This is a genomic window from Salinibacter grassmerensis, assembly GCF_947077765.1.
GTDB lineage: Bacteria > Bacteroidota > Rhodothermia > Rhodothermales > Salinibacteraceae > Salinibacter > Salinibacter grassmerensis.
On record NZ_CAMTTF010000001.1, the window covers coordinates 388,523 to 401,578 of the forward strand.

Here is a 13,056-nt window from a genome sequence, read left to right on the forward strand (position 1 = left end):
GAAAGCGGTGACGATCCGCCTGGACCAGTGGCCAGGGGAACGGACGAGCCGCTTGGGTGCGGCGGCCCGCACGGTCCCCATGGGACCGGTCCTCAGTGGTGTGCGGCCAGGGACTGAAGAGAACGCTCCTCAGGGAAGAGGTCCTCCACAATCGAAAGACAACCTGTGTGGGGGAGCCAGGGGTAACGTAACCGGCCTCGGTCTACGTTTTCAGTCGCCCGGTCGCAATGGTCCAGAACGGCGGAACGTGCCTGTTTCCCCCACGGCGTCCCCGGAGCTCCACACAAATGGGAGGAGCGGGGGAAAGTGTGCTAGGATGGGGAGAGGCTACCGGGAGGTCACGGCTTCCTGGTTAGACTCTTCGTCGAGCTGCTCCTGCTTGACCTCCCACCAGCGTTCGGCGAAGTCTTCGAGGAATGACTCCATGAGATCGTAGAACGCCTCCATGTGCTCGAGACTTCGTCTGGTCTTTTCCGTCTCGTCACCTTCGGTATCGATCCGGGTCAGGAAGCGCTCGGCGAGCGAGCGATTCTCCTGAACCGTCTGCATGTTGAACTTGAAATTGTTAAAGAAGATATTAGGGTGAGATTCGTAGTAGTTCCGCCGGTTGTTCGGTCCTTCCACCTTGCGGACGTAATCCATGTCGTCGAGTCGTCGCACGGAAATGGAAATGGGACCCTTCGAGCGGTCAAGAATCTCAACCATGTCGTCGAGGGACACCGGCTCACTCTTCGTGAGCAGGAGGCCGACGATTAGTCCCTGCAGGCGCCGAAGGCCGTAGGACTCATAGATGTTGCCGAACTTTTCGATCAGTTCTTGCTCGATGGGGGAGGGAGGTGTCGATTCGCTCATTTTTCTAACGGGAACGATGATGAAGAATGCCAGCTCAGAAGCTGGCGGCCGGTGGGGTCTTAATTTAGATGTTAAAGTAGCCGAATAGTTTGCGAGTTGACAATTTTTTCGGAGCTCAATGCTTCCTATTGGCCCTGAGGCGAGGTCCAAGCGGTCATGCGACGCATGCACAAGGCATTCGCCCCGCGCCGAGAGAGTCTGAAGTCTCACGCCGTTTCCAGCTGCGCCCCCTGCCAAATCGCCCGGACCCCTCGTGCTTGGCTGGACAAAACGACTGTCCAGTGCCAACCGCTGTTTCAGTCCGGCCGGACAGGGGCAGACCGAAAGAGTTAGTTTTTCTTTTCACAAAGGGTGTGCCATTGATAAAAAAAGACTAGTATTAAGCGTCTTTCATGGGTACCAGGAGAACGTATTAAATAAAATTTAACTTTTTGATCCATACGCCCGGCGGAATCGTCGAGCTGCGTCGGGGAAACGGGATAAGTTTCATGCAATAGGGCCTGTAGAGTGCACGGTAGTCAGCTCCTGAGCGACCCCCCATCGCTCGTAAAAGAGCGACCTTCGACATTCCGGCTCTCGTCTGTTCGGCCTCGCACGCTGCTGTCCCCAGTGTACCCATGGCCGTGTGCCTTGAGAGGAGACGAGAATACTAGAGCCAGACGGCACGTCCCCTCGCTTCGACGTAGCGAGTGAACATATCAAATACGTCGCCGGCCGTTACGGTGCCGGCGTCGCCCACGACGACGGCCTTTCGGCGAGCGCGGGTGACGGCCACGTTGAAGCGGCGCGGCTCGTCGAGAAAGCCGATCTCCCCGCGGTCGTTACTGCGGACGAGTGAAATCAAGACGACCTCTTTTTCCCGTCCCTGGAAGCCGTCGACCGTGTCCACCTCGAGCCCGTCCAGGGCGAGGGTGCGATCGATGCGGTCGACCTGGTCGTCGTACGGAGAAATGACGGCCATGGCGGACGGGGCGACGCCCGCCTCCAGCAGGGCGGTCGTCAGTCGAGTGATGAGTGCGGCCTCGCGGGGGTTCTCACGGGAGTGGGAGCCGGAGCGCTGGTGCTCGGGGGCATCGATTCTGCTCGTGTCCACGAAGACGAGGGGCGCCCCCGGGTCTAGAATATCGCGGCGCTTATCATCGGGGAGGGTGCGTCCGGCCGCCCCAAGGTCGGCGAGCGTATGGTGACGAACCGTGCCGTCCGCCTCCAGCCGCCCGTCGTAGAAGGTCTGGTCGGAGAAGCCCATGATCGTCTCGTGCATCCGGTACTGCGTGCGCAGCAGGCTCCGGATCGAGCCGGCGGCCTCCGGACCTGTCTCGTGGTGATGGGCGAGGCGTTCGAAAAGAGTGCGCCGGAGTCCGCGCCGGGCGGCCTCCTGGTTCAAGATGGTGGGCGGCAGCTGCTTGTGATCGCCCACGAGGATGGCACGGCCGGCATGCGTCATCGGGATCCAGCAGGAGGGAGCCGTGGCCTGCGTCGCCTCGTCGACCACGAGCGTGTCGAACGTGTGGCCGCCCAGCAGGTCGCTGCCGGCGGTTGAGTTGGTGCTGCACACCACGTCGGCGGCCTCCACAACCTCGTCGATGGCCGCCTGCTCCAGCGCCTCCGCTTCGTCGAACAAGGCGTCGGCCCGCTCCTGCAGCTCCAGCCAGTCGGCCATCTCCGCAATGCGCTCCGGCGGCACCCCCCGCGACCCGCGGCCCTCCTCGGCAAGCGCTTTGATCCTGCGGTCGGACATCCCCCGCCGCCAGCGGCCGGAGGGGGGCGTCAGGTCCTCCTGTCGGTCGAGCATGGCGAAGGCCTTCTCCCGCTTCCTCTGCGCCCGCCGGTACGGCTCGCGGTCTTCGATTCGGGCGTCGAGCGTGTGGGCGTGAAGCGTCTCCGTCACGCGGGCCGGATGGCCGAGGCGCACCAGGTCGGTGTCCTGGGCCACTAGGAACTCCACGATGTTGTCGACGGCCGTGTTGGAGGCGGCGGTGGCGAGCACCGACTCGCCGCGGTCCACGCACTGCCGCAGGACCTCGATGGCGGTGGTGGTTTTGCCGGTCCCGGGCGGCCCGTGAATGAGGTGCACGTCCTCGGTGGCCAGGGCCCTCCGGACGGCCCGTCGCTGAGCGTTGTTGAGGGCCGGATTGTGCCAGTCGTCGATCGGGGCGGGCTCGGTGGAGATGGGCGAGGCGGCGCCGGTGCTCACGTCGCGGAGGCGCTCGAGGGAGCCGTCGGCGGTAGGAAGCCGGGCCAGCGCGTCCTGCATGCGCTGGTAGGTGGTGTCGCCCACGTAGAGGTCCACGCGCAGGCCGTCCCCGAGCACCCATCCGTCGGGCGCTGGGGTGAAAGACGCGGTGAGGGAGTAGTTGGTGACCTGCGTGACCGTGCCCGTGGGGTTGTCGTCGCGGAGGGGATCCTGCTTGGAGACCATGACGAGGTCGCCCACGCGGATCTCGTGGTCGGGGAGGGGCTGCCCCTTCTGCTCGCGCATGAGTTTGACGTGGTGACCACTGAGCGCCTCGCCCTCATCGCGGCCCCGCATGCGGAGCAGCGCGCGGCCCCGGTCCTCGCGCTCCCGGCCCGAGAGGGTCTGAATCTCCACCTCGTGGCGGCGCATCTCCTCCTCGCGCTCCCGCTCCACGAGGTCGGCGAGGGCGTCGGCGTACTCACAGGCCGCCGCGGTCTCCTCGTCGAAGGGGGCGACCGACACGGTCGTGGTGCCGATGCGGCCGCCGTCGAGTGCCTGCACGATGCGGTCGGCCACGCCAGTGGGCACGTCCACCGTCGCCGTGCCGTCGCCGATATCGACGGCCCTGATGGCGTCGGGTGCCATGTCCGCCTCGTCCGTGAAGGCGCCGACAATGTCGCCGGGGCTTTCATCAGACGGCTGCCGGAAGTACACGAGCAGCGTCGTCTCGTCGCTCATGGGGCTGACGGTATTTAGAGGGCAAAAGTCCACGCGGGAGGCCGTACGCGCTCCTCAAAATGAGAGTTGCGGCTCCTGGCCGGCACCGAGATCCTGACCCCCTGATTGCAGAAGAGAAAGAGGGCGAGGCGCAGGGATCATGTCCCACGTGTGTGGAGGGGGCGACGGGTACGGGCTCACGGCCGGCCAGGCCGAAGCGAGCGCCTCTTTCATATCGTTGACTGCGCCACCCTGTCGCAGGTCGGGACGCTCCGCGACGAGACGATCGCCAGCACCGACGGCATCCTCGCCACGGAGCACTCCTTCGGCGGCTTCGGGCAGGGGGCCTGCCACGCGGTACACAACGACCGGCGCACCGTGGCCGTCGACTGCCCCCCGACCAGTGGCTGCCCGAGGGCGCTCCGAGAACGTGGAGCAGGGCGTGAAGGCACGCTCGCCGGTCAACACCAGTGAGCGCACGCACGGAAACACGCTGGGATACGAGTGCTCCTACTCCTGGCGTGCCCGTGGGGGGGATGGCAACCGCCCGGGAAGGATCATGCCTTCCTTCCCAGATCCCAACGGTCGAGGGGGAGACCACCTTTCTGTTCTTCGACGACCTGAGTGGGACACCGCACGGGGCTTCCAATGAGTTTTTGACGGCCCGTTCGCCGCATTTCTCCTTGGACGCGCCGTCGCCTGGGTATTTTTAGTAAGGCGAGGGAAATATCGCCCTTTCTGGAGGTCGAAAGTGCGCCCCCCGTCAGCCTGGGCATGCCGTTTTCTGCCGCGTGGAGGGGGGGGGGCTTCACACGAACTAAATTGTGGCACGAGACTTGCGCCACAGCATCTGCCCCAATAAAGACCGTCGAACGCCCCGGCTTTCACAGTGCTGAGGCCTCGCACTCACAAAATCACGGATGGAAAACCAGGACTCCACGAAGAGGCCGAGGCCCGTCTGCTGACCCCCCACTCCTCTCTGGACATCGGTTCGCTCGATTGCGACCGGGAAGTGCGTCCCGCTTCCGTACAAAGGTTGCCGATCCCTCGGCTTTCGGCTTTTGGGTGAAATTAACGTTCAGTGAACCGATGTGTTAGGGGCATCGGCGCCTATTTCCTAATTTCAAGTAAATACGCATGAGCGATGCCTCATCCCCGAGTTCAGAGCAAGGCGTGGAGGCGCCTATTTTTAGGATGGATGGGGCGGAGGAGCAGTTGGAGGTCCTTCACCGATACGATGTACGTGAGGGCCGGCTCGAAGAAGCCTTCGACCGGATGACCCGGATCGCCGCCGATCTGTTCGACGCGGAGGCGGCGTTTGTCGTTTTCCTGAACAGCAGCCAGCAGTGGATCGAGAAAAACGTCGGCCTTGAACCGTCGGAACGCCGTGCCCTGGCGTCCTGGTGCCCCCGAGTGGTTGAGGAGGGCGCCCCTCTCGTGGTCGAACGCACACCAGAAGATGACGGTCTGGGCTCGCACGCCAAAGAGATGGAAATGGGCTTCTGCGCCGGAGTGCCAGTTCACGTCTCAGGAGGAACGTGTATCGGTGTGTGTGCGATCGTCGATTCAACGCCACGGCCCGTCTCCGAGTCCCAGAGACGCCAGCTTGAAGATGTAGGCCAGATGATTAGCGAGAAGCTGGAGCGACGCCGCCAGGCCGATGCTCAGAAGCGCCTCACCCGGCAGCGGAAGGAGATGTCCCATCGGTTCCAGGCCATTCTTGAGGACCCCAACATGATGGTTGGTGCCCTTGACGTTGACGGGACGCTCCTGGACGCCAATGCGACGGCCCTTCGTTACATCGAGGAGGACCGGGAGACGGTCATCGGAAGCCCGATCTGGGAAACCCCATGGTGGCGAGAAGAAGACCGGGAGACCGTTCGCCGGTGGGTTCAACGAGCCGCCGAGGGGGAGTACGTGAAGTACGAAACGACGTCGACCAACGCACAGGGCCGCAAATACTGGGTCGAGGGAACGATCCGCCCCGTCACCAAGAGCGGAGAAAAGGGCGACGAGCAGGTGGAGGCACTCGTCGTGTCGGCCCGCGACGTGACGGAGCGGGAACGAAGCCGGCGGACGCTCGAGCTATACCGGGACTACACCGATCGCCTCCTCGACGACATCGACGACATCTTCTTCGCGCTCGACGAGGAGGCTCAGTCTCAACGGTGGAATGATCGTCTGTCCGAGGTGACCGGCTACTCGGACGAGGAGATTGCGGAGATGACCGCCTTCGATTTTGTGCCCGCGAGCAAGCAGGACCGACTGGCGGACAAGATCACGGAGGCCTTTTCGGCCGACAGTACGCGGGTCGAAATTCCGCTTCTGTGCCGGGACGGAACGACGGTTCTCTACGAGTTTGTGGCGAGTTCCCTCGATCACCCGGAGGGCGGCCGACAGGTGGTCGGCATTGGTCGAGACATCAGTGAGCGAAAAGAGCGGGAGCGGCGGCTTCGGCAGACCGAGACGCTGTTCCAGAACGCCCAGGAGCCGCTCTTTCTTCTTGATGTACAGGAGGCGGACGAAGAGTTTCACCTCAGGCGTGTCAATCCGGCCTACGAGGAGAAGTTTGGACGCACGGAGGAAGGGGTCCGTGGGCGATCTCCGCGGGACATCTACGGGGAAAAGTTTGGCGGCCTCATGGAAGAGAAGTGCAGGAAGTGCGTCCGTCGGGGGGAGGCGATCCAGTACGAGGAGAAAGTTCCCTTCGACGGAGAGATCACCTACTGGCAGACCCGAATTGCGCCGGTGACTATGGAGGGGGGCGTACAGCAGATTGTGGGGCACGCGACCAACGTGACGGATCAAAAGCGGCGCGAACGAATCCTCCGCGAGCGACAAGACAAGATCGAGGCCCTCTACAAGACGGCCGATCGCCTCATTCGGGCCACCAGTAAAGAGGCGGTTGGCAGGGTTCTCGTCCGGCTCATACGGACGGCCCTCGGGTACCAAGCCGTGGCGGTGCGCTTCGCCCAAGAGGGACGCCTGGTGGTGGGTGAGGTGTCCGAGACAAACTTCGAATTCATGCCCGAGCGTCCCGATCTCAGTGTAGACGGTGACAATCCTATCTCTGAGGTGTATCGATCCGGTGAGACCCTCGTGATCAGAGATGTAGAAGAAGAGGTTGAGGATGAAGACATTGGGATCGATCCCCCAGACTACTACGGCAATCTGCGATCCGGAGTCGTGGTGCCGGTAGAGGGGCACGGCACCCTCGCGGTTGCTTCTCAGGAACCGCAGGCAATCCGGCCGTTCGATCGGCACCTGATTGACGTGCTCGGAAACTACGCAGCAGTGGTGATCGACCAACTTGGACAGGAGCAGACCCTTCGGGAACGCCAGGACAAGATTGAGGCCCTCTACGAGGCAACCCAGCGCCTGCTCACCGCCGAGGAGCCTGAGTCGGTCTCCACGCGCATCCACGCGCTGCTCGAGAACATCTTCGACTATCCCCTCCGAAACACAGAGTTCGTGGATGGTGAGCGCATCGTGCCGGACCGAACCACGGCCAAACCCGCGCTGGGCGTGCCGCCCCCTGAGTGCCGGCCGAAAGACGGAGACAGTCTTTCCGCCCGGGCCCTGCAGGCCGGCGATACGGTCGTGATCGACGATATAAACTCTCTGGACAACGACGTGAAGTACGGGGCGCTTCGCACCGCCGCGGCGGTGCCCATCGGAAAGCGGGGCGTTGTGGTGGTCGGCAAAACAGAGGTGGAGGCCTTCGACGCATTCAATCTTCGCCTGATTGAGGTGCTGTCGGGCTACGCCGCCCTCGTTCTCAACCGGTTGGATCGGGAGGCGGATCTGCGCGAAGCGAAGGAGGAGGCCGAAGAGGCGAGCCAGATGAAGTCGGCCCTTCTCGCGAACATGAGCCATGAGATCCGGACGCCCCTGACCTCGATCATCGGGTTTGCCGAGGTGGCGGGCACGGAGGCCAGCGAACTCGACCTGCCGACAGGGTGCCCGCTGCCCGACTTTGCCGACCGGATTGAACGGGGAGGGAAGCGACTGCTCGATACGCTTGAGGGGGTGCTCAACCTTTCGAAATTGGAGGCCGGGCAAATGGAGCTTGGGGCCGAGCCGGTTGCCCTCACCACCGAGGCCCAGCGGGCCGCCGACGAGCTGAGCTCGAAGGCACGAGAGAAAAACATCGACCTTCGGATGGAGACGGAGAACGTCTGGGCGGAAGCCGACGAGGGGGGTGTGCGGATCGTCGCGCGAAATCTACTTTCCAACGCGATCAAGTACACTGAGACCGACGGAATCGTTTGGGTTCGGAGCTACAAGGAGGAGGGACGCGCGGTGCTAGAAGTAGAGGACACGGGCATCGGGATGGAGTCGGAAGCGGTCCATGATCTTTTCGAGCCGTTCCGGCAAGCCTCCGAGGGATTTGGCCGCAAGTACGAAGGCACTGGGGTGGGGCTTGCGGTGACGAAGCGCGCGATCGAGGAGATGAACGGAGCGGTTCAGGTGGACACCAGTGAGGGAGAGGGGAGCCGATTCACTGTGCGGCTTCCGGAGGCTAAAGGAGCACGGAGCGAGAACGGAGACGGGACGCCCAGAACGAGGGACTCCTAATCGGGGTGGTGAGACTACCTGCCGTTTGCTCCAGGGGGTCGACCAGTTCAGATAATCTGACAGTTACTTTCTTGACTTTTCTGACGAGGGGTCGTCACTTTCGTCACGACGGTGATAACGAGCCAGGCAGAGCAGTCTCCGACGTTCTGTCTTGTCCGCCCTCTGGAACGGAGTGTCTTGGATCGATGCCTGCGGGTTTCTCAGCTACCGAATGCGCGCCACAGATGCGCTCTGTGCTACCTGAGCCTGCTCTTTTCTGCTCTATGACCCACACCGATGCCCACACTGTCGGTATTGGAGTTGCGCAATGGAAAGGGCTCGCGGCAGAATAAGGCCGACATCCGAGGTTAGAGCTAGTGATGAACGGCATGGACGGTCCGCATTCTCGACAGCCACGTCTGCTGCCGGAAGTGTCGGCACAGTCCACTCCCCCAGAATGCGTCCAGGCGGACGCAAAGGCCAATCGCGTCCCCGTGCCTTGCGGCCTGCCTCGGAAGGTGAGAGGGCGAAAGGGACGACGGCCACTACCAAAAAACGACGAGCATCACTGCCGTCAGGCCGAGCACGGCCGCCGCGTGGACCCGGTAGTTCTTGTGCCAGGCCATTGCGGGGCCCGTCTCAAATACGCGGTTCGCCCAGGTGAGGTCGTCGACTTTCTCCTCGGGGGGGGCGTCGCCCAGGGTGAGGGAGGTGACCACGAGCATGCCGATGCAGAGGGCCGTAAGGATGCCGGCAATGATCGTGAAGTGCAACTCGATGACGCCCATCTGGCTCAACACAAAGACGGTCAGTGAGAGCGCGTGGCCGCCAATCAGGGTGGCGAATGCGCCATTCCCGTTCGTGCGTGGCCAGAATACACCGAGGAGGAAAATGGCCACGACCGGCGGCACCAGGTACGAAAGCACGGACTGGATGTAGCTCCAGAGGCCTGGAAAGTAGCGAATCATGGGCGCCCAGGCCGCCGCCAGCAGCATGAGCACGATCGTCGCGATGCGTCCGACGCGTCCGGTTTCCTCGGGCGAGAGATTCTCCCGCCGCGGCTTGATAAAGTCGATCGTGATGAGGGTGGAGGCCGAGTTAAGTGTGGAGTCGATGGTGGACATGATGGCGGCGATGAGCCCGGCCATGACGATCCCCACGACGCCCACCGGCAGCAGGTCCGTCACGAGTGTGGGGAAGACCTGATCGGGATTGCCGAGATCCGGGTACAACTGCAGCGCGAACGCCCCGGGCAGCACCATGATGAAGAGGGGCAAAAGCTTCAAGAAGCCCCCGAGCATGGCGCCCCACCGGGCGTGGTTCAGGTCGCGCCCGCCCAGAATGCGCTGCACGATGTACTGATTGAGGCCCCAATAGTAGAAGCCGAGAATGGGAACCCCTATCAGCGTGCCGAGCCAGGGCAGTCCCTCTGCGTCCATCGGTCGCATAAGCGAGAGGTGGTTCTCCGGCAACTGCGCGGTGGCCTTCGCCCACGAGAAGTCGAATTCGGCAAACGTGATGCCGGCGATGAACGTGGAGCCGACGAGCAGGATGATGGCCTGCAAGATGTCGGTATAGACGACCGCCGCGAGGCCGCCCGCTGCCGTGTACACCCCCGCGACGATGGCCAGGGCGAGGGCCGTAGGCACGAACGGCAACTCCGGAAAGAACGTGCGCAGCACCACGGTGCCCGCGTAGATGCCCCCTGCGGTGTCGATAATGACGCTCGTAAAGATCGTGAGACCTGAAAAGTACTTCCGGGAGCGGGCGTCGAACCGCTTTTCTAGGTATTCCGGAATGGTCGTGAGGCCCGACCGGATAAAGAAGGGGACGAAGAAGACGGCGATAAACACGAGCACCACCCCGGCCATCCACTCGTAGTTCGACACCGCGATGCCCGTCCGGTAGGCATCGCCGGCAAGCCCGATCAAGGTCGTGCTCGAAATGTTCGACGCGAAGAGCGAGAACCCGATGGTGCCCCACGCGAGTGTGCGCCCGGCGAGAAAAAGGTCCTCTCCGCTCTCGATGCGCTGGGCCACGATGTACCCAATGATCCCGACGACGGCGAAATACCCGACAATGATGGCCAGGTCTAGGGTTGCGAGGGGAAAGTCGGGGGACATGAGGCGGAATGGGCTTGAAGAAACGTAGGAGCGTCTACAAGAAGCCGTGGTGTTTCGCGACCGCTGAATGTAAGCGGTTACGAGAAAGTAGGAAGGGCGAGGAAGGGACGCAAGAAGAACGGGTCTATGGACAGGCAAAGAACACCGTTCTGGGCGTGGGCGGTAGAATTGCGACTCATTTCTCTTCCCGAAAGGATTTCGGGAGGTAGAGAAGACCGTCCCCGTTCTTCTGGACACAGCGGCCGCCCCGGCGGCCCCTCCGCCTCATGCGTCTCAGCGCCCGTCTAGTAGTCAGCATCGTCGTTGGCCTTCTGGGGAGCCTTTTTGGCGCCCCCGCCGCGCCGGGACAGCCGTCCGACTCCCTGCGGGCCCCGGACCTCACCTACGCGGTGGGCGTGGACCTGTCGTTTTTAAAAGCGGCGGAGCAGCAGGGCACCACGTTCCGGGAACAGGGAACGGCGAAGCCCGGTCTTCAAATCTTCCGGGAGCACGGGTACGACTGGGTTCGGCTGCGCCTTTTTCACTCGCCCGATGAGCTGCCCAACGACCTCGACTACACAATCGACCTCGCCAAGGCGGCCCAGGAGCGGGGGGGCAGGTTTCTGCTCGACTATCATTACGCCGATAGCTGGGCTGATCCGGGCAAGCAGCCCATTCCTGCCGCCTGGGAGGGGCTCTCCCCCGAGGTTCTAGCTGATTCGGTCTACGAATACACCCGGCGTACCATCACGGCCTTCCGCGAGGCCGGCGTAATGCCGGAAATGGTCCAGATCGGGAACGAGACCCGGAACGGCATGCTCTGGCCCACTGGCAAATTGCCGGACCACTGGGACCAGTTCGCGGCGCTCGTGAAGGCTGGGGTCGACGGCGTGGATGCCGGGCGCGGCCAGGCGCCACGGCCCCTCATCATGCTCACTACGATCAGGGGGCCGATGCCGCTGGGGCCAGAGCGTACTACGATACGTTCAACTCTTACAACATCGGATACGACTTCATTGGGCTGTCCTACTACCCCTGGTGGCACGGCAACCTGCTGAAACTGCGGGAGAATTTATTGTCGCTCACCGACAACTACGACAAGGACATCGTCCTCGTCGAGACGGCCTACAACTGGCGGCCCAGCGAGTACCAGAACGTCCCGGCGCCCTACCCAGAGACCCCAGAAGGACAGCGCGAATTTCTGCGTTCGGTGCACGAGACGCTCCTGAGCGTCCCGAGCCGTCAGATCAAGGGCATTCTTTGGTGGGAGCCCGCCGTGATGAAAGGCCCCATTCGCTCCCGCGGAATGTTTGACGATGCGGGCAACGCCCTTCCCGCACTGGATGTGTTTGAGAAGTACACGCACGGGGCGGTCGGCGAGTCAAACGCGCCGGAGTAAGGCCGTGGTCATGCCCTCGAAAAACTAGACAACCTGGGCGCTGTCCACAGAATCGTAGAAGCGCTTCGACTTGACATTGTATTACCCTGGTGTTACCGTGTAAGCGCTTACGTAACAGAAATTCGTCGCGCCTCCGCTCTACCTACTTGTGTCGACTACCATCTATGACATAGCGGAGCGGGCAGACGTGTCGACGGCGACGGTGTCCCGGGTCTTCAACGACGAATCCGGGGTGAGTGAAGACACGCGGCAGCATGTGCTCGACGCGGCGGCGGCCCTAAACTATCGTCCTCACGCCTCGGCGCAGAACCTGGCGCGACAGCACACGAACCAGATCGCCGTCGTGGCGCCGGTGGTGGCAAATTACTTTTACATGCACGTGATGCGGGGCATTCAACACGCCCTTGCGGACCGGAGCATGGACCTTATGGTGCATGCGCCGGCGAACCCGCAGGATCGCATCCACGAGCAGCCCGATCCGGAGTCCCTGAACACCTACATGGCCCGGGCTCTCCAGCCGGGCCGAAACGACGGCATCCTCTTGCTCTCGATGCCGCTGACGGACGAGTGGGCCGATCGACTAGCGGAGACCAGCCGGGCGGTCGTCCTCGTAGACGGCGAGCATTCACGGTTCGAATCGTTCGCGGTGGACAGTCGAGACGGGGGGTACAAGGCGACGCAGCACCTGATTGACATAGGGTATGAGCGCATCGGGCACATTACCGTCGAGTACGATCCCCCCCCTGCTCGCTACCGCCGTGAGGGCTACGAGCAGGCGCTCCGGGACGACGACCGGATGGTGCGAGATAAACTGATCGCCGCGAGTGACGAGCGGCCGTTTGCGTTCTCCGAGAAAGGCGGGTACCGAGCTATGAAAGCCCTTCTTGAACGCGAGCCCCGACCGGACGCGGTATTCGCCGCGTCGGACATGCAGGCCCTGGGAGCGATGCAGGCAGTCCGGGAGAAAGATCTTCGCGTGCCGGAGGATCTCGCGATCGTCGGGTTCGACGATCTCGAGCTGAGCCGGTGTGCCGGCCTCACGACGCTTCGCCAGCCCGCCCACACGATGGGGGCCCGATCGACGCGAACCCTGCTTCGACGCATCGAGAACGCCGACTCGGCCCCGGTCTCAAGCACCGTATTTGCCCCGGAACTCGTCGTTCGCCGGACATGCGGGAAGCGCCCCGAGTCCGAAGGGGCCTTGCCCGGATTCATGCTGGAGGACCAGTGAAAAGAGGCGTTCACTATTTATT

The 13,056-nt window shown here is 62.9% G+C and carries 6 protein-coding genes and 2 pseudogenes; 5 read left to right on the top strand and 3 right to left on the bottom strand.

The features are described from left to right. Positions 1–327: 327 nt before the first annotated feature. Both OJB03_RS01445 and OJB03_RS01450 read right to left on the bottom strand, forming a co-directional pair. The gene (locus OJB03_RS01445; RefSeq protein ID WP_263784606.1) at positions 328–852 is read right to left on the bottom strand and encodes a GbsR/MarR family transcriptional regulator; all 525 of its coding nucleotides are present in this window, start codon (positions 850–852) and stop codon (positions 328–330) included. A gap of 649 nt (positions 853–1,501) precedes the next feature. Continuing rightward, positions 1,502–3,766, bottom strand: a complete 2,265-nt coding sequence (locus tag OJB03_RS01450; protein ID WP_263784608.1) for an IGHMBP2 family helicase — start codon at positions 3,764–3,766, stop codon at positions 1,502–1,504. A gap of 1,254 nt (positions 3,767–5,020) precedes the next feature. Between OJB03_RS01450 and OJB03_RS15695 the strand changes: the two are divergent. Together OJB03_RS15695 and OJB03_RS01460 are read left to right on the top strand one after the other, a co-directional pair. After that, a pseudogene (locus OJB03_RS15695) lies at positions 5,021–5,317 on the top strand (GAF domain-containing protein); the annotation flags it as partial. A gap of 51 nt (positions 5,318–5,368) precedes the next feature. Continuing rightward, positions 5,369–8,323, top strand: a complete 2,955-nt coding sequence (locus OJB03_RS01460; protein WP_263784612.1) for a PAS domain S-box protein — start codon at positions 5,369–5,371, stop codon at positions 8,321–8,323. A 524-nt stretch (positions 8,324–8,847) separates the two neighbouring features. Here the strand turns inward: OJB03_RS01460 and OJB03_RS01465 are convergent. Next, entirely contained in the window at positions 8,848–10,425 is a 1,578-nt protein-coding gene (locus OJB03_RS01465; protein WP_263784613.1) for a sodium:solute symporter, read from the bottom strand. Positions 10,426–10,691: 266 nt separating this feature from the next. Between OJB03_RS01465 and OJB03_RS15700 the strand changes: the two are divergent. The 3 genes and pseudogenes from OJB03_RS15700 to OJB03_RS01475 form a co-directional block, all read left to right on the top strand. Further along, positions 10,692–11,276 (top strand): annotated as a pseudogene (locus OJB03_RS15700) (glycosyl hydrolase 53 family protein); the annotation flags it as partial. Next, positions 11,252–11,803 carry a glycosyl hydrolase 53 family protein gene (locus OJB03_RS15705; RefSeq protein ID WP_423816353.1) on the top strand — a complete coding sequence of 184 codons (552 nt, stop codon included), beginning with the start codon at positions 11,252–11,254 and terminating at the stop codon, positions 11,801–11,803. The pseudogene OJB03_RS15700 and the gene OJB03_RS15705, both read left to right, overlap by 25 nt. Before the next feature lie 148 nt (positions 11,804–11,951). Beyond that, on the top strand, positions 11,952–13,034 hold the full coding sequence (locus OJB03_RS01475) for a LacI family DNA-binding transcriptional regulator (protein ID WP_263784615.1): 1,083 nt from the start codon (positions 11,952–11,954) through the stop codon (positions 13,032–13,034). Positions 13,035–13,056 lie beyond the last annotated feature (22 nt).

Bases quoted from the DNA above. Each gene is read 5' to 3' on its own strand.
- OJB03_RS01465 (WP_263784613.1), bottom strand. From the start codon at position 10,425: ATGTCCCCCGACTTTCCCCTCGCAACCCTAGACCTGGCCATCATTGTC.
- OJB03_RS01445 (WP_263784606.1), bottom strand. From the start codon at position 852: ATGAGCGAATCGACACCTCCCTCCCCCATCGAGCAAGAACTGATCGAA.
- OJB03_RS01450 (WP_263784608.1), bottom strand. From the start codon at position 3,766: ATGAGCGACGAGACGACGCTGCTCGTGTACTTCCGGCAGCCGTCTGAT.
- OJB03_RS01460 (WP_263784612.1), top strand. From the start codon at position 5,369: ATGATTAGCGAGAAGCTGGAGCGACGCCGCCAGGCCGATGCTCAGAAG.